The sequence below is a fragment of the Pseudodesulfovibrio halophilus DSM 5663 genome (genome assembly GCF_059568665.1).
Genome location: NZ_JCANTV010000013.1, coordinates 18,959 through 43,162 on the forward strand (window position 1 = coordinate 18,959; position 24,204 = coordinate 43,162).

Sequence of the window (24,204 nt, forward strand, 5' to 3'; positions counted from 1 at the left end):
GAGCGTTCGGGCTACAGGATCTGGGCGTCGTCGTCGCACTGGACCTCGACCACGCCGGAGGGGTCGATGAGGCAGGCGCCTGCGGAGAGCATGTGGTCCACGAGATGGGCGGCCTTCTCCGGCACCCAGTCCACGTGGGCCTTGATTTCCTGCCCTTCGGCCAGACCGATGGCGTTCTTGTGGTACAGGAAGCACTTGCGGATGCCCGTCTCCACGGGGAGCCCGGTGTGGAACATCCAGTTGATGCCCAGCCAGGTGCGGGACTCGGTGCCCTTGAGCCAAGGGAACTTCTCGCCCGCGTAATCGGCGCTCTTGAACTCCTCGATGTTGAGCAGCTCGTTCCACTGGTGCGGCCCCACCACGGCGAAGCGGTTGCCGTCGTCGGGCACGTCGTTGGCGTTGAGCAGGCCGAAGGCCTCGAGAATCTTGCCCTTGGTCAGGCCGCTGGTGCTCTCGGGAATGACCGAGGACGTGGCGTCCATGCGGGTGATGACCAGCTCGTCGATCTTGCGGCCGAGGGCCCACGCACCGGCGCTGGCGGCCACCTGCCGCTCGTCGATGTTCTGCTTGAGCTCGTCGAGGCGGTCGATGTACTCGGCGGCATACCAGTCCTCAAGCGTGCAGGACACGGAGGAATGGGTCAGGTTCATGATGGGCACGTTGCCGTGGCGGGTCTTCTTGCCCGCGGTGCCTTTGCCGCTTTTCTGGAACACGCACTTGGCGCCCTGAACGTTGCCCTTCAGGCGCACGGTGTTGCGCATCTTGGAACCCTGCTGCTGGTAGGCGTTGTGCACGTCCGCGCAGTAGAGGTTGATGAAGGAGTTGTCGATCTGAGTGGACATTGCCGTTTCTCCATTTCGTTGTCGGTTTTCCTTGATAGGGCCGACGGGTATCCCGGAAGGCATCCGGCTCGCGGGTGGACCGTTCGCGGGCCGCAACCGGAGGCGCCGGGGCCGAAACATCGCGGACAGTATAGCCCCGGTCTCCGTGCCGTGGCGTTTCCGGAGGCGTCCGGGGCGTTTTCGGGGTGACATTCCCTGTTGACGGGGTGTCTCGGGCAGCTCTGGACCGCTGTTCCGGATTGGGGTACGTATCAGGAATGATTCCCTCCGAAATCGCAACGGCGTTTCAGGCCGTGATCTTCGACTTTGACGGCACGCTGGCCGAGCTGACGCTGGACTTCGACCTCATGAAGACCAAGATCGCCGCGCTCGGCGAATGTTTCCTGCCGCATCGGCCGGCCCCCGACGGAACGCCCGCGCTGGAGTGGATGGAGACCCTGACCCGCGAAGTGGAGCGCGAATGCGGCCGCGACACCGCGCTGGAGTTCAACTGCCGGTGCAGGCTCGCGGTCACCGCCATGGAGCTGGACGCAGCGCGCGACGGGAGCCTCTTCGATTTCACGCGCCCTCTGCTGCTGGGCCTTCGCGAACACGGCATCGCCACGGGCATCATCACCCGCAATACCGGCTCGGCCGTGCGCACGGTCTTCCCCGACCTGAACGAGCACACCGGGGTGCTGCTCGCCAGAGAGGACGCCCCGCGCATCAAGCCGGACCCGGCCCATCTGCATCAGGCGCTGGAACGGCTGGGCGTTTCGCCGCGCCACGCGCTCATGGTGGGGGACCACCCGCTGGACATGGAGACGGGGCGCAGGGCAGGCGCCGCCACCGCGGGCGTCATGACCGGCCGCTGCGACGCGGACGACCTCAGGAACGCCGGTGCCGACCTGATCTTCGAGGACGCCTCCCGGCTCCTCTCTTCCGGGGCTCTCGCGGAAATCCGCAACTGATCGCAAGAAAGGACGGAGGCTGCATGAAACGACTTTCGAAGACCGACCTCTGGCCCGGAATGTACGTTATCGGCTATCGCACCGAAAAGGGAGGGGAGGTCGTCAAGGTGGACCGGCCCCTGCTCTCGCGCGAGGAAATCGGCCACACCGTCCCCGACGGAGCGTTCGACGTGCTCGTGGACGAGGAGTTCGAGCTCGGCGAATGGGTCTCCGCTCACCTCGGCGACCAGCTGGAAAAAGAACGCAGGGAGCTTGAGGAGGCGCGGCTGGCCCTCGAGACCGAACGGGCCGAGTTCGAGCACGAACGCTCGCGGTTTCGGCAGCAGGTGGGAGAGGCGCACGAGCAGGCCATGCAGCGGGCCGTCTCCGGGGCCAAGGCCAGGGAGGAGGGCAACGCCAGGCGCGTGGAAGACATGGCCCGCCTCCGGCAGGAGATGGCCGCGGCCAAGGCGTCGAGGAAAAAGCACCCCGACCCGCCGCCCGAAACCCCGAGGACACCCATCGAGGAAGAGTTTCCCCGCGCGGACAAACTCTACAGCGACGCCGTGAGCTACGCCCGCAGCTTTGTGGACGACGTGCGGCGCGGCAAATCCTTCGACTATCGCGACGCCATGCCCATGGTGGACGGCTTCATCGACTCGGTCTTTCGCAACGAATCCGCGGCGGCGGCCCTGTGCAAGCTCAAGATGTACGACGAGTACACCTACACCCACAGCATCAACGTGGCCGTGCTCTCGGTGATCCTCGGCAAGCGGCTGGGGCTGGAGCGCCCGCAGCTGCGGATGCTCGGCATGGCCGGGACCTTCCACGACGTGGGCAAGGCCGTGATCCCCGACGAGATTCTCAACAAGCCCGGCAAGCTCGCCGACCACGAGATGGAGATCATGCGCACCCACCCGCAGGAGGGCTACGACATCCTCAAGACCCAGAAGGCGGTTCCCAGGGAGGTCTTGCGGGTGGCCCTTGAGCATCACGAGCGCTACGACGGCAGCGGCTACCCCCGGGGGGTCAAGGGGGACGCCCTCCACGCCATGTCCCGGATCATATCGGTGGTGGACGTCTACGACGCCCTGACCAGCAAACGCGTCTACAAGGACCCGCTCCCGCCCGGCAAGGTGCTCGGCATGATGTACCAGTGGCGGCTCTCGGATTTTCAGCCCAACATCGTGGAGCACTTCATCAAGAGCCTCGGCGTGTACCCCGTGGGCAGCTTCGTGCGCCTGAGCAGCGGCGAGCACGGCGTGGTTACCGGCCTGAACCCCAACCTGCCGCTCAAGCCCGTGGTCAAGATCGCCTTCGACGCGGCCTTCGAGCCCCTGACGCGACGCAGCGTGGACCTGGCGGAGGCCCCAGAATCCGGCGATTCGCCGATCATCGAAGACATCGTGAACCCCTCCGATCACGGCATCTCGGTGGCCGACCTGCTGCAGTAGCCCGAAGCGTCACGCGCTTCTTGCCTGCCGCCGCCTTTGGTGTACACTGCGCCCATGCGATCCTTCCGGCAGCTGCTCACCCTCCCGACCCGCATCCAGGGCATGGCGCTCACCGCAGTGTGGGCCTACAAGCTGCGCTCGCTGTTCGTGATCCTCGGCGTGGCCTTCGGCATCGCCTCCCTGACGCTCATCGTCACCAGCGTGGACGGGGCCAACCGGATGGCCGTACAGATCGTCGAGATGTTCGGGCACGACGCGGCCTTCGTGCTGGGCGGCAACATCAAGAAGAAAGCCGTGGGGATGCGCACCCTGACCCTGAGCCGCAACGACGCCCGGCGCATCCGACAGTCCCTGCCCGGCGCGTATCTGGTGGTGCCCATGCGCGCCAAGTTCGGGCTGACCATCAAATACCGCTCCGAAAACGATCAGGACGTGCCGGTGATCGGGGCCACCGCCGACTATGCCGAGGTCTGGAACTGGCCCCTCGTGGAAGGGCGCGACATCAGCTTCGAGGACAACGAGCAGGGCGCGCGCGTGGCCCTGATCGGCAACACGCCGAGCGAGGCGCTGTTCGACGGCGAATCTCCTGTGGGCCGCTCCATCTTCATCGAGGGCATCCCCTTCCAGATCATCGGACGCCTGAAACACCGCGGCTTCACGGGCGGTCGCGGAGACATCGACAATCGCCTGATCATCCCGCTGAACACCCTCACCTCGCGCTTCAACATGGACCGGCAGTACTTCCGCGCCCTGCGCGTCAAGTTTCACGAGCCGGAGTACATGGAGGCGCACACCGAGAACCTGCGCAGCTTCCTGCGCCACCTGCACGACCTCGACCCGGACGAGGATGACGACTTCACCATCCTCACCGCCGACGAGGTGCTCAAGTTTCTGGCCATGTTCAAGGGCGGCCTGAGCGTATTTCTGGGCGTGACCGCAGCCATCGCCATGCTCGTGGGCGGCTTCGTGCTGGCGAACCTGTTCTCCATCAGCGTGGGCGAGCGCTCGCCCGAGATCGGCCTCAAACGGGCCATGGGCGCGCACAAGTCGCACATCATGTACCAGTTTCTGGTGGAGGCGTGCGTGCTGACGCTCATCGGCGGCGTCCTCGGCCTCTTCCTCGGGCTGGGCCTCGGCCAGATCCTCTCCCGGCTGGACATCCTCGAGATCCAGTTCTCGTGGAAGGCCTTCGGCATGGCCATGGCCAGCGCCATGGCCGTGGGACTCGTCTTCGGCCTCAAGCCCGCGCGGCAGGCCGCCAACATGGACCCCATCAGCGCACTCAAGGGCGGCGAGTAGCCCTCCCGCCTCCGCAGGGCGTCCCTCCTCCCTTAAGGGGAGACCTTCCACCGTATTCCATTAATAATTCCCGCATGACGGCAACGTGATATTGTCGGGATACCCCTTTTGGTCGTTTTTTTCGGCAACCCTGCTTGACACCTATACCCCGTATGGGTATCTAGGAGGCAAGAGTTGTAAGCAAAGGATGCGGGCACAAATCAGGCTGGGGGGCCGATCCGCGTCCTGAAAACAATTAAAATCAGGAGGTTCTCGTGAACCGCAAGTTCGTGACCATCATCGGTGCAGTGCTTCTGACCATGGCCGTGGCTTCCATGGCCTTCGCATTCGGCGGCGGCAACCCGCGCAAGGGAAAGTTCCTGTGGCGCAAGAACTGCCGCACCTGCCACGCCCCTAACGGCTCGGCGGCCGACCTGAACCCGGCCGACAAGACGCAGGCGGAGTGGACCAAGCTTTTCGAGTCCGGCGACATCCCCTGCAAGGGCGACTGGACCGTCGGCGATCAGGACGTGAACGACATCTTCACCTATCTGCACGACTACGCGAAGGATTCCCCGACGCCCGCCAAGTGCAGCTAAACGGCATCGTTTCCGGCGGGGGCCGCGCGCTCCCGCCGAACCAGCCTCATTCAAAGGGGGTTCCATGGCGGACGCAAGGCAGGCAAAGGGCATGAACAGGCGCGACTTCTTCAAGGCCACCGGGCTGGCCGCGGCTGCGGCCGCGGGCGGCACCATCGGCGGCCTCAAGCCCGCCACGGCCCGGGCAGCCACACCAGCGCCCGACTGGCAGTCGCACTTTTCGGCCTGTGACATGTGCTTCAACAAGTGCGGCCTCATTGCCCGCGTCGAAAACGGCGTGGTCAAGAAGCTCGATCCCAATCCCAAGTTTCTCAAGTCCCGGGGAATGCTCTGCGCGCGCGGCAACGCGGGCGTGGCCCAGCTCTACGACCCCGACCGGCTCAAGTATCCCTTGCTCCGCAAGGGCGAGCGCGGCGAAGGCAAGTGGCAGCGCATCCCGTGGGACGAGGCCATCGACCTGATGGCCGAACGCATGCAGCAGATCCGCGAGAAGTATACCCCCTGCGGGCATCTCTTCAGCGCCGGGTCGGACCTGCAGAGCAAGTTCGTGTCCCGCTTCGGCGAGGTCTACGGCTCCTACAACATCACCTCCCACGAGTCCCTGTGCCTGCTCAGCGGCAACCGGGCCTTTCTGGATACCTTCGGTGAGGTGCCGTTCGCGGACGTGCTCAACTCCAAGTACATCATCATGGCCGGCGCCAACCGCTTCGAAGCGCTGGTCACGCCGGACTCCATGGATCTCATGACCGCCATGCAGAACGGCTGCAAGCTCGTGGTGCTCGACCCGCGCTTCACCAAGACCGCGGCGCTGGCCGACGAGTGGCACCCCATCCGCCCCGGCACGGACATGATCTTCATGCTGGCGCTGATGCACGTCATCATCAACGAAAAGCGCTACGACCCGCAGTGGATCAAGGAGAAGACCCACGGGTTCGACCAGCTCGCCAAGCACGTGCAGCAGTACACCCCGGAACGCGCGGCCGATGAGTGCGGCATCCCGCGCGAGGACATCGTGCGCATCGCCCGCGAACTGGCCGACGCTGCCCCGGAGTCCATGATCTACCCCGGCCGCCGCAGCTCGGACTACGAGGACTCCACCCAGATCCGCCGCAGCTTCGCGCTGCTCAACGGCATCCTCGGCAACTGGGACCGCCCCGGCGGCCTGCTCGCCGCGCGTCAGGTGGGTCTCAAGGGCGTGCCCTATACCGCCCCGTGGTACGACGACAACCCGTGGGACCGCGTGGACGGCGGCGTGGTGCCCGGCCTGTTCGAGCACGAAGGCTCCTTCGTCATCACCCGCGACAGGGTGCTCAGGAACGAGCCGTATCCGGTCAAGGGCTGGTTCGTTTACAAGACCAACCCCATGGCCACCGCGCCCAACCGCAGCAAGACCATCGAGATGGCCAAGCACATGGACTTCATGACCGTGGTGGACATCGCCATGAGCGACACCGCGTGGATGGCCGACCTCGTGCTGCCCGCGCCCAGCTATCTGGAGCGCACCGACCCCTGCGCCGGCCTTCAGGGTTCCGTGGCCTGTGCCTGCGTGGTCAAGCGCGACCCCGTGGTCCCTGCCATGTACGAGAGCCGGCCGGTCTTCGACGTGCTCAAGGAAGTGGCCGGGAAGCTCGACCTCGGCGAGTTCTTCGACTTCACCATCAAGGAATTCCGCCAGCAGCAGCTGCGCGAGCTGCCCGACGCCGAAGAGGCGCTGGACCGCGACGGCGTCTACTACAACCCGAGCAAGGTCTACGGCCTCTACGACGGCAAGATCTACAAGACCAGCAGCCACAAGATCGACCTGTACAACGAGCGCTACGAGCAGATGGGCGTCGCGCCCCTGCCGTCCTACACGCCGCCCGCCAAGGTGCCGAAGAACCGCTTCCGCATGGTTGTGGGCCGCAGCGCCGTGTACACGCAGGGTTCCACCGGAAACAACAGCCTGCTGCACCAGCTCACGCCCACCAACACGCTCTGGCTCAATCCGGAGGCGGCCTCCCGTCTGGGCATCGCCGACGGCGACCCCGTGGAGGTCTCCAGCTCCGTTGGCCGCGGCGAGCTCAAGGCCCGCGTGACACACGAAATCCGAGAGGACACGGTGTACATGCTCAGCGGCTTCGGGACGCTCTCCACGCAGCTCTCGCTGACCCACGACAACGGGGCCAGCATCAACAACCTGCTGGAGGACGACTACGATCAGGTCTCCGGCAACGCCGCCATGCACACCACGCTGGTGACCGTAACAAGGAAGGTGAGCTGATGGCACGCAAACTCGCAATGATAGTAGACGCGTCCAAGTGCATCGACTGCAAGGGGTGCATGGTGTCCTGCAAGGTCGCCAACGGTGTGCCCGAGGATCACTGGCGCAACTGGATCAAGCCCACCGAACCCGAGTTCGGTCCCGGCAGGCGGCCTTCGGTGCGCTTCCAGCCCGGCGGCTGCATGCACTGCGACAAGCCCACCTGCGTGGAAGCCTGTCCCACCGGCGCGACCTTCAAGGACAAGGAAACGGGCGAGGTGGTCATCGACAAGGACCTGTGCATCGGCTGCGGCAACTGCATCCCGGCCTGTCCCTACGACGCCCGCTACCGCAACCCGGTGAGCAGGAAGGCCGACAAGTGCAACTACTGCCCCGAGCGCAGGGCGGCCGGCCTCGAACCCGCCTGCGTGGACACCTGTCCCACCAGAGCGCGCGTGTTCGGCGACATCAACGACCCGGACTCCGAGGCCTCCAAGCTGCTCAGGGAGAACAAGCCCCGCGTGCAGGTGGTGGTCAACGAGGCCACGAACACCAAGCCCAACATGTATTACATCGGATCCCCCGGTGACGCGGCATGGCCCAGAAAGGCCGTGGTGCCCTCCAGCATGGTGGCCATGAAGGAGGCCGCGCCGCTGGTCAAGGGGCTGGTGGGGCTGACCGGCCTCGGCGTGCTGGCCATGCTCGGCAGACAACTCTTTGCCGGAGATTCCGGGGATTCTCACGAGGAGGACCGTCATGGCTAGACAGTTCAAGCGCCACGACCGCTCCGACATATTCATCCACTGGTTCAACGCCGCCTGCTGGCTGCTGCTGCTCGTCACGGGCATCGGCCTTATCAGCAACCCGGCCATCGACCCGCTCGGCTCGGGCTACCCCGAAGCCATGCGCTCCCTCGTGGGCGGCGGAGCCAACCTGCTGGCCATCCACGAGGTCATCGGCTTCGTCTGGATTCTGGGCTTCATCTGGTATCTGACCGTGAACGCCCGCGGCGCCGGGTTCTTCCTGAAGGAGGTCTTCATGGTCTCCCCGGCGCGCGACATGGCCTGGATGCTCAAGAAGATGGTGCTCATGACGCTGGGCCCCAAGCCCCTGAAGATGATCGGCGTCAGCCCGGAGCTGCCGGAGCAGGGCTTCTACAACATGGGGCAGAAGGCGTTCGCGCAGGCCAGTGTGGCAGGGGGCATCGTCATCGCCGTCACCGGCGTGATCATGTTCCTGTCGGACAAGACCTTCGGCGCCGAGGCCACCGGCATCGTGAGCTGGGCCGTAACCCTGCACTTCATTGCGGTGGGCGTGGTCTTCGCCGGACTGCTGGTGCACATCTACATGGCCGCCATCAGCCCCGAGGAGCGCCCCGGCTTCCGCTCCATGTTCACGGGACACGTTCCGGAGAACTACGCCAAGCATCACCACGGCCTGTGGTACGAAAAGGTACGCTCCGCTCCCGAAAGTGACGGGTAGCGGCGAAAATAGAGGGACCAAGGGGCCGTCGCCGCACGGCGGTCCCGCCAACCGAGAGGAAGGGATTTTTATGATGAAGCGACTCACCTACGCGTTCGCCATGCTCATGGCGCTGGCACTGGTCTCGGGCTGCACCGCGGCCAAGACCACCACGGCGGAGACTCCCGCCTTCACCCAGTACACGGACCTCGTGGACTACGACTTCGTGGCGCAGTACGCCAAGATGCCCAAGCCGCAGGACGTGATGATCATCGACTCGCGCCCCTACAAGACCAAGTTCGTCAAGGGCTTCATTCCCACGGCCGAGAGCATCCCGGCATCGCAGTTCGAAAAGATGACCGACAAGCTGCCCGAGAACAAGGACGCCCTGCTGATTTTCTACTGCGGCGGCCTGCATTGTCCGCTGTCCCACAAGTCCGCCTATGCGGCCGAGAAGCTCGGCTACACCAACGTCAAGGTGTACGCGGAGGGTTTCCCCAACTGGAAGAAGAACGCAGACTACTACTCCGTGGGCATGGAAGCCGTTAAGAACATGATGGCCGAAGGCGAGCCCTACATGCTGGTGGACTCCCGTCCGCACCGCAAGTTCCTCAAGGGCGCCGTGCCCTCGGCCGTGAACATTCCGGACAGCCAGTTCGACACGTTCAAGGGAATGCTCCCCGCGGACAAGTCCACCAAGCTGGTCTTCTACTGCGGCGGATTCCATTGCCCGCTGTCCCACAAGTCCGCCGTCAAGGCCAAGGCCATGGGCTACGAGCACGTGGTCACCGCTGAAGCGGGCTACCCCGGCTGGAAGGAACTCTACGGCGCAGGCGGCGCGGTGGAAGTCTCCGGCGGCGCAGCCGAAGGCTCCATCGACACCCAGCAGTTCCTGAACATCCTCGACGAGAACCCCGACAAGATCACGATCGTCGACGTTCGCACCCCCGAGGAATACGCGGCCGGACACTTCCCCACCGCCATCAACATCCCCGTGGACGAGCTTGAGGACCGGGCCGACGAAGTGCCCACCGACAAGCCCATCGTCTTCTCCTGCGCCTCCGGCGCCCGCGCGGGCGAGGCCTACTTCATGTTCACCTTTGCGCGCCCGGAAGTGGAAGAGGTCTACTACCTCGAAGCCAGCAACCACTTCGAAAGCGACAACTCCTATGAAGTGAAGGCCAACAAGTAACCGAACGCGGAGCCGGGCCGAAACGCCCGGCTCCGAAATTTTCAGGGGGTTCGCCATGTCCCTGCGCCTCGCCGCCGTCCTGCTCGCCGTCCTTGTCGCGGTCCCGGGCACGACAGCCATCCCGACCTTCGCCGCGCCCTGGCCCGAGCAGGCGGCGCGCGAGGCGGAACAGGGCGGATACTCCCTGGTGGACACCGCCGCTCTGGCCCGCATCCTCGAGAACGGACGCAAGCCCCTCGTGCTGGACGTCCGCCCGGACTACGAGTTCCGGGAGGGCCACCTCCCCGGCGCGGTCAACGTGGAATTCGATCTCGGCGACGACCGTCACGCCGCCCCTGCCAAGCTCGACCGCATCCGGCGCCTTGCCGGCCCCGACACTTCGCGGCCCATCGTCATCTACTGCCGCAGCCTCCAGTGCATCCGAAGCGCTATCGCCGCCCGCGAGGTGGCAAAGATGGGATACGGCAACGTCCTGCGCTACCCGTTGGGGTGGTTCGGCTGGGTGGACGCGCACCCCGAGCTCCAGCCGGAAGGCATCGACCCCATCAAGGTCGGCGACGTCTTCCCAGGCTGTCCCATCTGGCCCATCGAGCCCGAGGCGCAGGAATATCTGGGGCTGGAGAAGCTCGACCGGGCCTTTCTGGAGGCGGTGCGCTCCGATTATCTTCTGGTGCAGTTCTTCAACTCGGAATGTCCCGCCTGTCTGGAAGGGATGAAGGCGGTGGAACAGTACTGGAACCGGGTACAGGCCGAGGCCACCATGCGGCAGCGGCTGCGATTCGTAGGCATCGCCTCGCACGACTGCCTGCACGACGCCCGCGCCTTCAGCCGCCGCGTGGGGATTCCGTTTCCGATCTTCACGGACCCGGACGGCAGCGTGCTGCAGCGCACGGGCTACCAGTCACTTCCCGTGACCTTCCTGCTGCGCCGGGGCGAGCAGGGGCGCTGGGTGGTGCTGCTGATCAAAGACGGCCTCGGCGGCGCGAACCGCTTCTACCGCGACATGCGCTCCAGCGTGGTCTCGGGCTACTGAAGCGAGGCCACCTCTTCCAGCGCTGCCAGAAGCAGGTCCGCGCAGAGCAGGAAGAACCCGTCGTGCCCGGTCTCGGCGACGGCTTCGCGGAAGGTGCGGCACCAAGGAAGCATGACCTCGGATGCGAACGCGGCGGCCTTGGGACACGACGCGGCGTCCCCTTCGCCCCAGCAGCGCACGAGGAGCAGATAGAGGTATTCGATTTCAAGAGGCAGGTGGTCCGGCGGCTCTGCCCCCTCCGGCTCGACACCGGCCTCTGCGAGCCGCTCGCGCATGGCCACGGCCTGCGGCCCCATGACCTTGCGGGACTCGCCCGCGTGGCATGATTCGTACGGCGGCGCCGGGGTCCCCCCGGCGTCATTGACAAACAGGCTGACATGAGCCGACGCGATCTCGTCGCAAAGACTCGCGTCAGCGTCGGCAAACAGGGCTTGCATACCCGTGAGGGGTTTCAGTATGGTGCCTGCCGCCTCCGGACAGTTCTGCAGCAGGACCGGCACGGCCTGACCGGCGATTCCCTCGCAGGTTTCGCGGTCCGGCCCTCGAAAGGCGGCAGAGCAGAGCTCGAGGCAGTGAAGAAGAAACACCCGTTCGTTTTCCGTGGTCCAGGAATTGTTCATAAAGACCCTCCGGTCAACGACGATACGGCATTTCCCGTCGTCAGACAACGACCCCAAGGCGCGACGCGAGGAGCAGGAACATGGAAGAATCCGCAAGCACAAGACGAGACAAGGAACAGGAAGCGCTCAAGAAGAACGTCCTCTCGCGCATGAAGCGCATCGAAGGTCAGGTGCGGGGCATCCAGCGCATGATAGAGGACGGCAAGGAGTGTCAGGACATCCTCGTGCAGGTCCGGGCGGTGCGCTCCGCGCTGCAGTCCGCCACCGGCCAGATCCTCAAGCGCTACCTGATCAAGTGCCACACCGAGGCCCTCGAGAACTCGTCCGAGGAAGCGCAGTACGAATCTCTTGAACGGGCCGTGAAAATCATGACCGGCTTCATCGACGGCTAGCGGCCACCCCGCCCCTCGCCCACGCTCGTCCGGGACTCTCCCGGCCCGCCCGAGCCGGCGGCCGCGCTTCGACACACTCAGGTAAAGATGTCGCGTCATGGCAACACATGCATTGCCATGGCGCGTATTTCCTTGTACTTCTGTTAGGAATAAGTTCTATCACCCACAGCCCGGATACCGGATCCCCTGATGTACGACGACAAGGAACTGCACGAATATCGCGACCTCATGAAGCCGCCAGAGCGGTTCGAGGAGGGATTCGACTGGAAGACGATCATCGGCGCCGTCTTCATCGGGTTCCTCATGATGCCGGGGTCCATGTATCTGCAGCTGGTCATCGGACAGGGCATCGGCCCGGCCGCGCGCTGGGTGACCATCATCCTCTTCGCCGAAATCGCCAAGCGCTCCTATACGCACCTGAAACAGCAGGAAGTCTTCCTGCTGTATTATATGGCGGGCGCCGCGCTGGCCTCGCCGTTTCAGGGGTTGCTGTGGAACCAGTACCTCGTGCAGTCCGACGCCGCGAGGATGCTCGGGCTGACCGAATTCATCCCGCACTGGGTGGCCCCCGGCCCCGGCTCGGACTCCTTTCTCGAAAGGACTTTCCTGCACCGGGACTGGCTGGTGCCGATCCTGCTCCTCGTGGGCGCGCAGCTCGTGCAACGCATCGACCACTTCGGGCTGGGCTACAGCCTCTACCGAATAACCTCGGACGTTGAAAAACTGCCCTTTCCCATGGCCCCGGTCGGCGCGCTGGGCACCATGGCGCTGGCCGAATCCACCGAGGACCGCAAGTCCGGCTGGAAGTGGCGAGTGTTCTCCATCGGCGGGGTCATAGGGCTGGTCTTCGGGTTCTTCTACGTCCTGCTGCCCGCCGTCTCGGGGCTCGTCTTCGAGCAGCCCATTCGGCTCATCCCCATCCCGTGGATCGAGCTGACCCAGTACACGGAAGGCTTCCTGCCCGCCGTGGCCACGGGGCTGCAGTTCGACCTCGGCCTCGTGTTCGTGGGCATGGTGCTGCCTTTCTGGGCGGTCATCGGCGGACTCGGGGGGCTGATAGTCACCATCCTCGCCAACCCGGTGCTGCACGAGCATGGCATCCTGCACCGCTGGCACCCCGGCATGGAAACCGTCGAGACCGTCTTCGCCAACAACTTCGACTTCTACATGAGCTTCGGCATCGGCCTCGGGCTGGCCATCGCCGCCATCGGCGTCTACTACGTGGTCAAGTCCCTCAGGCAGGCCGGTGACGGCCAGATGGATTTCTCCATCCTGTTCAAACCCCACAAGGAGCGCGGCGACATCAACTTCTGGGTGTCCATCGCCATCTACGTGTTCTCCACGCTGGCCTACATCGGCATGTGCCTGCTGCTGGTGCCAAGCTTCCCGTGGATTTTCTTCGTGCTCTACGGCTTCATCTACACCCCGGTCATCTCCTACATCACCGCCCGCATGGAAGGTATCGCGGGCCAGTTCGTGAGCCTGCCAATGGTGCGCGAATTCAGCTTCATCGCCGGGGCCAAGTTCTTCGGCTACAGCGGCATCGAGATATGGTACGCGCCCATCCCCATCCACAACTACGGCGAAGCCACGGTCCAGTTCCGGCAGATCGAGCTCACAGGCACCAGCCTGCGTGGCGTGATCAAGGCGGAAATCATCGTTTTCCCCGTGGTCATGATCGCCTCGCTGCTCTTCTCGCAGTTCCTGTGGCAGCTGGCGCCCATCCCTTCGCCGCAGTACCCCTTCGCTCAGGAGCTCTGGCACCTTCAGGCCCTCAACACCCTGCTGATGCAGACCTCCACGCTGGAAGGCAACTCCCTGTTCTTCGAGGCCCTGAGCGCGCCCATCCTGTTCTCGGGGCTCGGCATAGGCGTACTGCTCTACGGCACGCTGAACATTCTCGGCCTGCCCGTACTGCTGGTCTATGGATTGGTGCGCGGTTTGGGGCAGTCCACCCCGCACGGCGTCATCCTCGAAGTCATCGGCGCCATGCTGGGACGGTTCTATTTCCTCAAGAAATACGGCAAACAATGGCGACAGTACGCCCCGGTCCTGCTGGCGGGCTTCTCCTGCGGCATGGGACTGGCGGGCATGGCCGCCATGGGCTTTACGCTGATCCTCAAATCTCTCGGGCGACTCGCGTATTAGGGATATTACCGACGTCCCACGAAGAAAGCCCCTGACCGGAGTCTCCGGTCAGGGGCTTTTGATTCGCGTTGCGATACGGTGCTAGCTGCGCAGCACCATGCCGTAGTTCTTCTTTCCCTTGCGCACGACCATCAGGTCGCCGCCCACGAAGTCGGAATCGGTCACTTCGTGCTCCTCGGAGGCGCGCTCGCCGTTGATGTAGACGCCGCCCGCCTTCAGGGCCTTGCGGGCCTCGCCCTTGGACTTGGCGAGCTCCAGATCCACGAGAATCTGCGGAATGTCCGGCACGTCGCCCGGCGCGTAGATGGACTGCGGTGCAGACTCCAGCGCGCTGCGCAGGGTGCCGGCGTCCACGCTCTTGATGTCGCCCTTGCCGAACAGCGCGGCGGTGGCCGCCTGTACGCGCTCCAGCTCGCGCTGGCCGTGAATCATGCGGGTGGTCTCCTCGGCCAGACGGCGCTGGGCCACGCGCAGGTGCGGCTCTTCCTCCACCGAACGCTCCAGCTCCGCAATCTCTTCCTGCGTAAGGAAAGTAAAGAACTTGAGGAACTTGATCACGTCGCGGTCATCCGCGTTCACCCAGAACTGATAGAACGCGTACGGCGAGGTGATCTCCGGGTTCAGGTATATGGCGCCTTTCTCGCTCTTGCCGAACTTCTTGCCGGAAGCCGTGGTGATGAGCGGGAAGGTCAGGGCGAACGCCTCGGCGCTTTCGCCCTCAGCCGCGGTCTTGCGGCGGATGTATTCGCAACCGGCGGTGATGTTGCCCCACTGGTCGCCGCCGCCGAGCTGAAGCCGGCAGTCCTTGTTCTTGTAGAGATGATAGAAGTCGTGACCCTGCAGAATCATGTAGGAAAATTCGGTGTAGGAGATGCCCACGTCGTCGCGTTCGATGCGGCCTTTGACCGATTCCTTCTGCAGCATCCAGTTGATGGTGAAATACTTGCCCACGTCGCGCAGCAGGTCGATGGCGCTCATGGCCTTGGTCCACTCGTGGTTGTTCACGATATCGGGCCGCTCACCACAGACCCGCTCGAAAAACCGGCGGACCTGATTGGTGATCTTGCTGATGCGATACTCCAGATCCTCCGCGGTCTGGAGGTCGCGCTCCTTGTCCTTGCCGCTGGGATCGCCGATGAAGCCGGTGGCACCGCCCATGAGGACGATGGGATTGTGACCTGCCTTTTTCATGCGTGCCAGACAGAGCAGGGGAACAAGGTTGCCCACGTGAAGGCTCTCCGCAGTGGGGTCGAAGCCGCAATACATGGCCTTGCCCGGCTCCGAGAGGTACCCGCGTACCTTCTCTTCGTCAGAGACCTGATTGACCAGCCCGCGCCACTTGAGTTCGTCGAAGATGTTCATGTGTTCCTCTTGTCTTATCTGTGTCTACGAAAGCGCCCGCACAGGCGCTTCCATCACGGAACAGCCGCCTCGTGCCGCCGTTCCCGCCGCGTCCGCCGGAGCCGGTACTCCGCGAACCGATACAAGTGTATTGAAAGAGGCAGCGTGCCGAGACAGCCGCGCTACCATGTTTCCTTTTTCCAGAGCGACGCCTCGCGCGTGCGCCCGGTGGATTCGTCTATGTCAAAAACCGCGCCTTGTAAAATGACCGGCCCCTTCGCCGGCACGAAGCGCGAGGGAATGCCCGTGACGAACCGGCTGACCACAGGCCCCGGATCCATCCCCAGACACGACTCCCACGCACCGCAGAACCCGAGGTCCGTCATGTACCCGCTGCCGCCGGGCAGCACCCGGGCATCCGCAGTCTGCACATGCGTATGCGTGCCGACGAGCACGGAGACGCGCCCGTCCAGATACCACGCCAGTGCCTGCTTCTCCCCGGTGGCCTCCGCATGGAAATCGCACACCACGATCCGCACGTCCTCCGGCAACTCCGCCAGCGCCCTGTCGGCCGCCTTGAACGGGCAGTCGATGGGATGCATGAAAGTACGGCCCTGAAGATTCAGCACTGCCACAGGCTCCAGCCCTTCCGGACGAACCACGGTCAGCCCCCTCCCCGGGGTGCCTTCAGGATAATTGTAAGGACGCACAAAACGCGACTCGCGCCCCATGAAGGAATGAAGATCCCTGAACTTCCACACGTGGTTGCCGGATGTGAGCACGTCGACACCAGAATTGAGCAGGCTTTTCGCGCTCTTGGCAGATATGCCGATACCGCCGGACGCATTCTCGCCATTGGCTATGACAAGGTCCGCACCCACTTCGCGCCGAAGCGCCTGAACCCGGGTTGCGACCTCGCGCCTTCCCGGGCGGCCGACTATGTCTCCAAGCATTAAAATCTTCATTATCCAATCCGTCCCCGCCGTAGCGAAAGACACACATGGAAGCCGATTTTCGGCGCGGATGCAAGAAAAGAATTACGACGCCGCAGATGGCGGCCCCGCACTACGGAAGACGACGAAACACGGTGGGCGCCATCTGCTTCAACGGCAGGCGCATTCCGGAGAGGCTCTCCGAATGGCCGATGAACAAATACGCCTCAGGACGCAGGTGGTCGCAGAATTTGTTAAACAACACCTCCTGCGTGGGCCGGTCGAAATAAATGACCACGTTACGACAGAAAATGATGTCCATCTTCTGATCCATGCGGAAATTGTCCATGAAATTCAGCTGACGAAAACGGACCTTGTCACGCACCACCTTGTCAATCTTGATGAGCGGGCGCTGCGGATTCTTGCTCTTGAGCAGATACTTCTTGCGAAACGACTGAGGTATCTCGTCCACTTTCTCCATAGGATAGACAGCCTGCTGCGCACGCCGAAGAATGTCGGAAGAAATGTCCGTCGCCAGGATGGAAAACCGAAAGCCCTGATTCTTTTCGGCAAAATCGCTCAAGACCATCCCGAGCGTATACGGCTCCTCGCCACTCGAACACCCGGCACTCCAAATCTGAACCTCACGGGACGTCCCCACCGTTCGCCACAGATCAGGAAGCACCTTGCTGGTCAATATGTCAAAATGCTTCGGCTCCCGAAAAAAATGCGTCGTGTTCGTGGTCACCACGTCCACCATATGCTGCCGCTCGGCCTCGCGCCCGGCGTCGCTGAACAGGTAGTCGCAGTATTCTTTATAACAAGACATCCCAAGCGCCCGCAGCCGCTTCTGAAAACGCGACTGCAACAGCACTTTCTTGGTCGGAGGCATCTTGATGCCCAGCTCCTTCTGGATCATCTCGCTGAACCGACGAAATTCAGCATCCCCCATCTCAGAGCGTACCAAATTCATATTGTTGGAAATTTTATCCTTCACAACTCGAATCCCACTGGTTGTTTCAAGCATCCACAGAACGATAAACAGCTTCCACTACTCACTCCATTATCTATCACGGGCCAACCCAATGAACAATGAGAATTAGACGCAGGGAATCCCTCCGGGGGCTTAAGAACCCTTTTGCAAAAGGGTTCTTAAGAATCTCCCAAAAACCTTTGGCTTGCCAAGCCGTTTTGAGGCTTTCCGAAAGCCCAAGCTCGTATGCGGCTTGGCGGGGACGGGCGGCGGTTATTGCACACAAGGAAGAGGAGGCGCCAATGGAGGCTCGAACTGATCCTCCAAGAGGATCACACATGAACCTCCCTCAGCTAAGACGCAAGACACCAAAATACCCGTCAGCGGGGTTGCAGCTGTGACGCGAGTTCTGCGACCGCATGAACCCTGCGCTGCAACCCCGCTGACAACCCAGGGATTGCAAAGGGGGCCCGCCCCTTTGCCGGGGTGCAGGGGCGGAGCCCTGCCCGCCGGAGGCTCCATATGCCGCATGGGCCTGTGGCCTGTCATTCATTATTGCCGGCGCAAATCAAGGAAGCCCAAAATGCGCTTTTGAGGATGGTCCGCCGCTCTCGGCGTGAAATTCTATAACACGAATGGCAATTGCTGCGGTACGCAGTGGACGGGAGAGAATGCTTTGCTGAGAGCTCCGAGGGGTGACTTTTAGCCTGACGGATCTCCTTGGAACTGAATCTGGTTAAGGAAATCCGTCAGCCAAGACACACGGTTCCTCAATCCCTGTCAGCGGGGTTGCAGCTTGGACGCGGATTGCGCGGCCGCATGGGTCATGCGCTGCAACCCCGCTGACAACTCAGGGATTGCAAAGGGGGCCCGCCCCTTTGCCGGGGTGCAGGGGCGGAGCCCCTGCCCGTCGGAGACACCCGCATGACATTAAAAAGGCCGGTCCAAATGGACCGGCCTTTTTGGTAGCTTATTTAGCGTATCCTACCGCTCGTTTTTCGCGGATGAGGGTGACGCGTATTTGTCCCGGATAGGTCATGTTGTTTTCGATTTTCTCGGCGATGTCCTTACAGAGCAGGTAGGTCTGTTCGTCGCCGACCTTTTCGGAATCGACCATGACTCGGATTTCTCGGCCTGCCTGGATGGCGTAGGCTTTGGTGACGCCGTTGAAGCCGGTGGCGAGGCCTTCCAGTTCTTCGAGGCGTTTCACGTAGTTTTCGAGCAGCTCTTTTCGTGCGCCGGGGCGGGCGCCGGAGAGGCTGTCTGCGGCCTGCACCAGGTTGGCGAGGATGCTCTGGGGCGGGATATCCTCGTGGTGTGCCGCGATGGCGTGAACGATGGCCTTGTGTTCGCCGTGTTTCTTGGCGATGTCCGCGCCGATGGTGGCGTGGGGGCCTTCGATTTCGTGGTCGACGGCCTTGCCGATGTCGTGCAGCAGGCCGGCTCGCTTGGCTTCTTTTTCATCGAGGCCGAGTTCGGCGGCCATGATGCCACAGAGGAAGGCGACTTCCATGCTGTGTTGCAGCACGTTCTGGGAGAAGCTGGTGCGGTAGTGCAGCTGTCCGAGCAGCTTGACCACGTCGGGATGGATGCCGTGGACGCCGACGTCGAAGGTGGCTTGTTCGCCGATTTCGCGCAGCTTGGTATCCATTTCCTTTTCCACTTTGCGCACGATGTCTTCGATGCGTGCGGGGTGGATGCGTCCGTCGTGGATGAGGCGTTCCAGCGCCTGACGGGCGACTTCGCGCCGCAGGGGGCTGAATGCGGACAGGACCACGGTTTCGGGGGTGTCGTCGATGATGAGGTCCACGCCGGTGGCCGCTTCGAGGGCGCGGATGTTGCGTCCTTCGCGGCCGATGATGCGGCCCTTCATGTCTTCGCTGGGCAGGGTCACAGCCGTGACGGTCTGCTCCCCGGCGTAGTCGCCGGAATAGCGTTGCAGGGCCAGGGAAAGAATTTCCTTGGCTTTTTTGGAAGAGGTTTCCTTGGCTTCCATCTCGATGGAGCGGACCATTTTGGCCGCTTCGTGACGGGTGCGGGACTCGATCTCGGTCATGAGCTTTTCGCGGGCTTCTTCCACGGTCAGACCGGAGATTTCCTGCAGCTTGCGTTCATGGTCGTCGGACTTCTCTTCGAGCTCCTCCTCGAACTCGTTGAGGCGCTGTTCCTGTTTGATGAGTCTCTTTTCGAGATCCACCAGCTCGGACTCCTTGTCGGCGACCTTTTCAAGCTTGCGCTCGAGTCGTTCTTCCTTTTCCTGAAGTCGCGACTCCTGCCGCTTGACTTCGCGTTCCTGGTTTTTGATTTCGTCTTCGAGTTCTTTCTTTCGGGCGAAGATCTCGTCCTGCGCCTGAACCCGGACCTCTTTCTTCAGGGCGTCGGCTTCGCGCCGCGCCTCCTCCACGATCCGGTCGGCAAGTGTCTGAGCGTCGCCCACTTCCTTTTCGGAGATATATCTGTGGAGAAAATATCCGGAGGCGAGACCGGCTCCGATTCCGCCGCCGAAAATGAGAAGTTCCGCCAGCATTGGACTGACTCCTTAGTTTATGTTGACAGGCTTAGGGCGGCCTGTTCGCGCCACGGTACATCGACAGTCAAGAACGTACGTTCTTGCCGGACCGTGCAGATGGCAGGAATCGGACTGGCGGGAAGAGCGCCGGGGTCGGCGCGTGCTGAAACTTTATATATGGGCCGCCCGTTGTCGGGTCGGTATGAAGCTAACCCCCGGGAGAGCCGTGTTGCCGTGTGTTTTGAACCTGGTTTCCCAGGTGGGCTCGGTTCGCACCCCTTCAGGCTTCCTGCTGTTTGCAGGCTTGCACACCGGTGTGCTGGAACAACTCGCCCGTATATTAAGTATTGGTTCAAAAAACGCGCAGGCAATCACTTGCGCCCCAGGGAAATACCTATCAAAAGCCTGATCGGTCGTCCTTTAATCGGCCTCGACCGTGGAGGCTCCCTTTTCGAGAATTTCAGTTATCTTCTTTTCCAGTCGAGCCCGCTGTTCCTTTTCAACAAGGTAATCATCAGCGAGGCTCAAGGCCAGAAACGTCAGCAACTTTTCTTTGCTGATGTCGTTCCCGTTCTTGCACAGGTCCGAGTAGCGTTCCTCCACCAGTGCCTGAGCCGCTTCAATTCTTTCGGCGTCGGCATCGGTCCGGAACGAGATTTCATGACCAACCAGAGAGAGTGTATAGCGCGGCATGGCCGACACTCCGTCACTCGATCTCGCCCTGAATGCGCTCAATCAGGGCCTCGATTCGCGTTCTCGCTTCCTCGCGGTTGGCCTTTTCAGTTTCCAAAGCGTCCTTCAAGCGTTGATTTTCGCTCTTCAATTCATTGATTTTATTGACGAGCTGCTCGAAGCGCTCTTCTAGACGAGTGACCAGTTCCATTGGTTCTGTCTACCCTTTGATCTATCTGAAATCAAGACCTGTTACTGCGTCTTGGAATATTGACCTGTTTGGCCCTTGCCACGGCGGTCTGCTCGTCCGGGACATCTTTGGTCACGGTGGATCCTGCCCCGACGAGCGCGCCGCGTCCTATGGTGCAGGGGGCGACGATGGCGGTGTTGCTGCCGATGAACGCTTCTTCATCGATAACGGTCTTGTGCTTGTTCCTGCCGTCGTAGTTGCAGGTGATGGTTCCAGCGCCTATGTTGCTGCGCGCGCCCACCTCGGCATCGCCGATATAGGATAGATGGCTGGCCTTGGCGCCCTCGCCCAGAACCGCCTTCTTCACTTCTACGAAGTTGCCTACCTTGGCGCCCCGTTCCATACGCGCTCCGGGGCGAAGTCTGGCGTAGGGGCCGACCACGCAGTCCGGGCCGACCTCGGCCTGTTCGACATGGCTGAATTCACGAAGTTCTGCGCCGGAGCGAAACACGGAATCGGTCACCATGGTGTAGGAGCCCATGACGCATCCCTTTTCGACAAGAGACCGGCCGTAGATTTCGCAGTGGCCGAAAATCTCGGCTCCGGGCTGCACTTCCGCGTCGGGGCTAATGATAACGGTGTCCGGATTGTGGATCAGCACCCCGGCGGCAAGGAGGTTCTCGACAATGCTCCTGCGCAGCTGCTGCTCGGCCTTGACCAGCTCGAGCGGGGAGTTGATGCCCATCAGGTTGGTATCGTTGCCGCACTGCACACCCTTGACACGCAGCCCTTCATTGACCGCAAAGCCGATGATGTCCGTGATGTAGTATTCGCCGCCCATGTTGTCGTTGCCGAGCTTTTTCAGCAGGGGCTCCACCACGTCGAGCCGGAAAAGATAGATGCCAGCGTTCACCTCGCCGGTGACCGGGCCATGGACGGAGATGTCATAGTCCTTGGCCTCCACGATGGCGCTGACCTGACTGTTCTCATCGCGAACCACGCGACCGAAGGATGCAGGATCGTTCGGGGCGATGGTCATGAAGGCAACGTCGCTCCGCCCTGCGGCTTCGGCGAGCATTTGCAGCGACTCCGGGGTTACCAGCGGCGTGTCGCCATTGATGACCGCGCAATACTCAGCGCCGCTGTTTCTGGCGGCCTCCCACGCGACTTGCAGTGCGTGTCCTGTTCCGAGCTGCTCTTCCTGCAGCACGAATCGTTCGGCGCGATTGGGAAACTCGTTTCTGACCTGCTCGGCGCCGAAACCGACCACGGTGACCGCAGGTACGGAAAAGGTCGTGTCGAGGGCGTCGTAGACATAGGCCAACATGGGACGGCGCAGCACATTGTGCAGGACTTTCGGCTTTTCGGAATGCATCCGGGTGCCTTTTCCTGCGGCGAGTATGACGGGAACGATATTATCGACGGGCATGAATTTCCTCCGTTCTGTGCGAAAAGTCCTGTTCAGATACCTACACTTCGCTCATACCACAAGTTCCCGCACAGAAAAAAGGGCGGACCGTTACCGGTCCGCCCTTTGATAGCATTTGGACTCCGCTTCTAGCAGGTTCCGGCGCCTTTGCCGGACTCCTGGCAGGTCATGCGCATGAGCGCGCGCCTGAGGGCTGCCTGATTGCGGGTGAAGTCCACTTTGTCCTGCAGCTGACGGACGCGCTCTTCGGCACGTTCCTGAGCCTTGCGGGCGCGATCGACATCGATCTCGTGCGCCTTTTCGGCAACTTCAGCCAGGATGGTTACTTTGTTGTCGCTGACTTCAGCGAACCCGCCGGCGACGAAAACATAGTAGTTCCGTCCGTCCAGCTTATAGTAGAGATTGCCGATCCCGAGAGCGGACAGGAAGGGTACGTGGCTCGGCAGGATGCCGAACTCGCCCTCGATGCCGGGGCAGCCCACGTACTCCACGTCCTCGGAGAGGACCATGCGGTCGGGAGTGACTATCTCGAGTTTCAGGGTGCTAGCCATAGTTACCCCCTACTGTTTGGCCTTCTCGATGGCTTCCTCGATATCGCCGCACATGTAGAAGGACTGTTCAGGCATTTCGTCCAGCTCACCTTCGAGGATCCTGCGGAAGCCCTTGATGGTGTCTTCCAGCTTGACGTAGACGCCCGGAACGCCGGTGAAGACTTCCGCGACGTGGAACGGCTGGGACAGGAAACGCTGGATGCGGCGAGCGCGGCCAACGGTGAGCTTGTCTTCGTCGGACAGCTCGTCCATACCGAGAATCGCGATGATGTCCTGAAGGTCCTTGTACTTCTGCAGCACCATCTGGACTTCGCGGGCGGTGGCGTAGTGCTCTTCACCCAGAACGTTCGGGTCCAGAATACGGGACGTGGAGTCGAGCGGGTCAACTGCAGGATAGATACCGAGCTCGGCGATCTGACGGGACAGAACGAGGGTACCGTCGAGGTGCGAGAAGGTGGTTGCCGGTGCGGGGTCGGTAAGGTCGTCCGCAGGGACGTAAACCGCCTGGACCGAGGTAATGGAACCCTTGGTGGTGGAGGTAATGCGCTCCTGAAGGCCACCGAGGTCGGTGCCGAGAGTCGGCTGGTAACCAACCGCGGAGGGCATGCGTCCGAGCAGTGCGGACACCTCGGAACCGGCCTGGGTAAAGCGGAAGATGTTGTCAATGAAGAGCAACACGTCCTGTCCTTCTTCGTCACGGAAGTATTCCGCGCAGGTCAGGGCGGTCAGGGCGACGCGTGCGCGTGCTCCCGGGGGCTCGTTCATCTGACCGTAGATAAGCGCGGCTTTCTCGAGAACGCCCGCTTCCTTCATTTCATGGTAGAGGTCGTTACCTTCGCGGGTACGCTCACCAACACCTGCGAACACGGAGATACCGCCGTGCTGCTTCGCGATGTTGTTGATCATTTCCATGAGGATAACGGTCTTGCCGACACCTGCGCCGCCGAACAGACCCATCTTGCCGCCCTTGGGGAACGGGATGAGCAGGTCGACGACCTTGATGCCGGTTTCCAGCACTTCAACGCTGGTGTTCTGTTCGGTAAACTGCGGCGCTTCGCGGTGAATGGGCAAGGATTTCTGAGCCTTGATTTCACCCATTTCGTCCACGGGGCGTCCCACAACGTTCATGATGCGGCCCAGAGAAGCGGCGCCGACGGGAACCGTGATGGGAGCGCCGAGCGCGTTGACTTCCATGCCGCGGACGAGACCTTCGGTAGCGTCCATGGCGATGGTGCGAACAACGTTGTCGCCCAGGTGCTGCGCAACTTCGCAGATCAGGTCCGGGGCATCGGTGTTGTTCGGGTTATTGATCTGAACAGCCGACATGATGTTCGGCAGATTTCCTTCAGGAAACTCGACGTCGACAACGGCGCCGATAACCTGAGCGATTTTACCTACGTTAGACATAGTACATAGCCCC

22 protein-coding genes and 1 other RNA gene are annotated in these 24,204 nt (G+C 62.3%); 11 read left to right on the forward strand and 12 right to left on the reverse strand.

Features of this window, described 5'->3' with window-relative positions:
• Positions 1-11 precede the first annotated feature (11 nt).
• The gene (locus BR24_RS12175) at positions 12-842 is read right to left on the reverse strand and encodes a phage capsid protein (RefSeq protein WP_496541755.1); all 831 of its coding nucleotides are present in this window, start codon (positions 840-842) and stop codon (positions 12-14) included.
• A 257-nt stretch (positions 843-1,099) separates the two neighbouring features.
• Between BR24_RS12175 and BR24_RS12180 the strand changes: the two genes are divergently transcribed.
• The 9 genes from BR24_RS12180 (at position 1,100) to BR24_RS12220 (ending at position 11,027) form a co-directional block, all read left to right on the forward strand.
• On the forward strand, positions 1,100-1,792 hold the full coding sequence (locus BR24_RS12180) for an HAD family hydrolase (protein WP_496541756.1): 693 nt from the start codon (positions 1,100-1,102) through the stop codon (positions 1,790-1,792).
• Positions 1,793-1,815: 23 nt separating this feature from the next.
• Positions 1,816-3,225, forward strand: a complete 1,410-nt coding sequence (locus tag BR24_RS12185; protein WP_496541757.1) for an HD-GYP domain-containing protein — start codon at positions 1,816-1,818, stop codon at positions 3,223-3,225.
• Between the two features lie 54 nt (positions 3,226-3,279).
• A complete protein-coding gene (locus BR24_RS12190) occupies positions 3,280-4,524 on the forward strand; it encodes an ABC transporter permease (RefSeq protein ID WP_496541758.1) in 1,245 nt (414 codons plus the stop codon).
• A 254-nt stretch (positions 4,525-4,778) separates the two neighbouring features.
• Positions 4,779-5,102, forward strand: a complete 324-nt coding sequence (locus BR24_RS12195; protein WP_496541759.1) for a c-type cytochrome — start codon at positions 4,779-4,781, stop codon at positions 5,100-5,102.
• Positions 5,103-5,166: 64 nt separating this feature from the next.
• The gene (locus BR24_RS12200; protein ID WP_496541760.1) at positions 5,167-7,362 is read left to right on the forward strand and encodes a molybdopterin-containing oxidoreductase family protein; all 2,196 of its coding nucleotides are present in this window, start codon (positions 5,167-5,169) and stop codon (positions 7,360-7,362) included.
• Complete coding sequence (locus tag BR24_RS12205) at positions 7,362-8,105, forward strand: 4Fe-4S dicluster domain-containing protein (protein WP_496541761.1); 744 nt, start codon at positions 7,362-7,364, stop codon at positions 8,103-8,105. Before BR24_RS12200 ends, BR24_RS12205 begins: the two co-directional genes overlap by 1 nt.
• The gene (locus BR24_RS12210) at positions 8,098-8,823 is read left to right on the forward strand and encodes a formate dehydrogenase subunit gamma (protein WP_496541762.1); all 726 of its coding nucleotides are present in this window, start codon (positions 8,098-8,100) and stop codon (positions 8,821-8,823) included. Before BR24_RS12205 ends, BR24_RS12210 begins: the two co-directional genes overlap by 8 nt.
• A gap of 70 nt (positions 8,824-8,893) precedes the next feature.
• Positions 8,894-9,994: a rhodanese-like domain-containing protein gene (locus BR24_RS12215; protein WP_496541763.1), complete on the forward strand. Its 1,101-nt coding sequence runs from the start codon at positions 8,894-8,896 to the stop codon at positions 9,992-9,994.
• 55 nt (positions 9,995-10,049) lie between these two features.
• Positions 10,050-11,027 carry a rhodanese-like domain-containing protein gene (locus BR24_RS12220; protein ID WP_496541764.1) on the forward strand — a complete coding sequence of 326 codons (978 nt, stop codon included), beginning with the start codon at positions 10,050-10,052 and terminating at the stop codon, positions 11,025-11,027.
• Here the strand turns inward: BR24_RS12220 and BR24_RS12225 are convergent.
• Positions 11,021-11,647, reverse strand: a complete 627-nt coding sequence (locus BR24_RS12225) for a TorD/DmsD family molecular chaperone (RefSeq protein WP_496541765.1) — start codon at positions 11,645-11,647, stop codon at positions 11,021-11,023. The genes BR24_RS12220 and BR24_RS12225 overlap by 7 nt on opposite strands.
• An 80-nt stretch (positions 11,648-11,727) precedes the next feature.
• Here BR24_RS12225 and BR24_RS12230 point away from each other — a divergent pair, with 80 nt between their 5' ends.
• A complete protein-coding gene (locus BR24_RS12230; RefSeq protein ID WP_496541766.1) occupies positions 11,728-12,039 on the forward strand; it encodes a metal-sensitive transcriptional regulator in 312 nt (103 codons plus the stop codon).
• Positions 12,040-12,228: 189 nt separating this feature from the next.
• Complete coding sequence (locus BR24_RS12235; RefSeq protein WP_496541767.1) at positions 12,229-14,187, forward strand: OPT family oligopeptide transporter; 1,959 nt, start codon at positions 12,229-12,231, stop codon at positions 14,185-14,187.
• A gap of 81 nt (positions 14,188-14,268) precedes the next feature.
• Here BR24_RS12235 and tyrS read toward each other — a convergent pair whose 3' ends face one another.
• From tyrS to atpD, 10 genes are all read right to left on the reverse strand, one after another.
• Complete coding sequence (gene tyrS, locus BR24_RS12240) at positions 14,269-15,549, reverse strand: tyrosine--tRNA ligase (RefSeq protein ID WP_496541768.1); 1,281 nt, start codon at positions 15,547-15,549, stop codon at positions 14,269-14,271.
• 161 nt (positions 15,550-15,710) lie between these two features.
• Positions 15,711-16,493 carry a TIGR00282 family metallophosphoesterase gene (locus BR24_RS12245; RefSeq protein ID WP_496541769.1) on the reverse strand — a complete coding sequence of 261 codons (783 nt, stop codon included), beginning with the start codon at positions 16,491-16,493 and terminating at the stop codon, positions 15,711-15,713.
• 100 nt (positions 16,494-16,593) lie between these two features.
• On the reverse strand, positions 16,594-17,457 hold the full coding sequence (locus BR24_RS12250) for a CheR family methyltransferase (protein ID WP_496541770.1): 864 nt from the start codon (positions 17,455-17,457) through the stop codon (positions 16,594-16,596).
• A gap of 946 nt (positions 17,458-18,403) precedes the next feature.
• Positions 18,404-19,960 carry a ribonuclease Y gene (gene rny, locus BR24_RS12255; protein ID WP_496541771.1) on the reverse strand — a complete coding sequence of 519 codons (1,557 nt, stop codon included), beginning with the start codon at positions 19,958-19,960 and terminating at the stop codon, positions 18,404-18,406.
• A 190-nt stretch (positions 19,961-20,150) separates the two neighbouring features.
• A non-coding RNA gene (gene ssrS, locus BR24_RS12260) (6S RNA) lies at positions 20,151-20,334 on the reverse strand.
• Between the two features lie 28 nt (positions 20,335-20,362).
• On the reverse strand, positions 20,363-20,635 hold the full coding sequence (locus BR24_RS12265; protein ID WP_496541772.1) for a cell division protein ZapA: 273 nt from the start codon (positions 20,633-20,635) through the stop codon (positions 20,363-20,365).
• A gap of 13 nt (positions 20,636-20,648) precedes the next feature.
• On the reverse strand, positions 20,649-20,825 hold the full coding sequence (locus BR24_RS12270) for a hypothetical protein (protein ID WP_462967194.1): 177 nt from the start codon (positions 20,823-20,825) through the stop codon (positions 20,649-20,651).
• Positions 20,826-20,856: 31 nt separating this feature from the next.
• Positions 20,857-22,233 carry a bifunctional UDP-N-acetylglucosamine diphosphorylase/glucosamine-1-phosphate N-acetyltransferase GlmU gene (gene glmU, locus BR24_RS12275; protein ID WP_496541773.1) on the reverse strand — a complete coding sequence of 459 codons (1,377 nt, stop codon included), beginning with the start codon at positions 22,231-22,233 and terminating at the stop codon, positions 20,857-20,859.
• 128 nt (positions 22,234-22,361) lie between these two features.
• Positions 22,362-22,784, reverse strand: a complete 423-nt coding sequence (locus tag BR24_RS12280) for a F0F1 ATP synthase subunit epsilon (protein ID WP_496541774.1) — start codon at positions 22,782-22,784, stop codon at positions 22,362-22,364.
• A 9-nt stretch (positions 22,785-22,793) separates the two neighbouring features.
• Positions 22,794-24,191: a F0F1 ATP synthase subunit beta gene (gene atpD, locus BR24_RS12285; RefSeq protein WP_496541775.1), complete on the reverse strand. Its 1,398-nt coding sequence runs from the start codon at positions 24,189-24,191 to the stop codon at positions 22,794-22,796.
• Positions 24,192-24,204: the final 13 nt, after the last annotated feature.

Coding starts and splice junctions, on each gene's coding strand:
- BR24_RS12175 (WP_496541755.1), bottom strand. CDS start 842: ATGTCCACTCAGATCGACAACTCCTTCATCAACCTCTACTGCGCGGAC.
- BR24_RS12180 (WP_496541756.1), top strand. CDS start 1,100: ATGATTCCCTCCGAAATCGCAACGGCGTTTCAGGCCGTGATCTTCGAC.
- BR24_RS12185 (WP_496541757.1), top strand. CDS start 1,816: ATGAAACGACTTTCGAAGACCGACCTCTGGCCCGGAATGTACGTTATC.
- BR24_RS12190 (WP_496541758.1), top strand. CDS start 3,280: ATGCGATCCTTCCGGCAGCTGCTCACCCTCCCGACCCGCATCCAGGGC.
- BR24_RS12200 (WP_496541760.1), top strand. CDS start 5,167: ATGGCGGACGCAAGGCAGGCAAAGGGCATGAACAGGCGCGACTTCTTC.
- BR24_RS12205 (WP_496541761.1), top strand. CDS start 7,362: ATGGCACGCAAACTCGCAATGATAGTAGACGCGTCCAAGTGCATCGAC.
- BR24_RS12210 (WP_496541762.1), top strand. CDS start 8,098: ATGGCTAGACAGTTCAAGCGCCACGACCGCTCCGACATATTCATCCAC.
- BR24_RS12215 (WP_496541763.1), top strand. CDS start 8,894: ATGATGAAGCGACTCACCTACGCGTTCGCCATGCTCATGGCGCTGGCA.
- BR24_RS12220 (WP_496541764.1), top strand. CDS start 10,050: ATGTCCCTGCGCCTCGCCGCCGTCCTGCTCGCCGTCCTTGTCGCGGTC.
- BR24_RS12225 (WP_496541765.1), bottom strand. CDS start 11,647: ATGAACAATTCCTGGACCACGGAAAACGAACGGGTGTTTCTTCTTCAC.
- BR24_RS12230 (WP_496541766.1), top strand. CDS start 11,728: ATGGAAGAATCCGCAAGCACAAGACGAGACAAGGAACAGGAAGCGCTC.
- BR24_RS12235 (WP_496541767.1), top strand. CDS start 12,229: ATGTACGACGACAAGGAACTGCACGAATATCGCGACCTCATGAAGCCG.
- tyrS (WP_496541768.1), bottom strand. CDS start 15,549: ATGAACATCTTCGACGAACTCAAGTGGCGCGGGCTGGTCAATCAGGTC.
- BR24_RS12245 (WP_496541769.1), bottom strand. CDS start 16,493: ATGAAGATTTTAATGCTTGGAGACATAGTCGGCCGCCCGGGAAGGCGC.
- rny (WP_496541771.1), bottom strand. CDS start 19,960: ATGCTGGCGGAACTTCTCATTTTCGGCGGCGGAATCGGAGCCGGTCTC.
- BR24_RS12265 (WP_496541772.1), bottom strand. CDS start 20,635: ATGCCGCGCTATACACTCTCTCTGGTTGGTCATGAAATCTCGTTCCGG.
- BR24_RS12270 (WP_462967194.1), bottom strand. CDS start 20,825: ATGGAACTGGTCACTCGTCTAGAAGAGCGCTTCGAGCAGCTCGTCAAT.
- glmU (WP_496541773.1), bottom strand. CDS start 22,233: ATGCCCGTCGATAATATCGTTCCCGTCATACTCGCCGCAGGAAAAGGC.
- BR24_RS12280 (WP_496541774.1), bottom strand. CDS start 22,784: ATGGCTAGCACCCTGAAACTCGAGATAGTCACTCCCGACCGCATGGTC.
- atpD (WP_496541775.1), bottom strand. CDS start 24,191: ATGTCTAACGTAGGTAAAATCGCTCAGGTTATCGGCGCCGTTGTCGAC.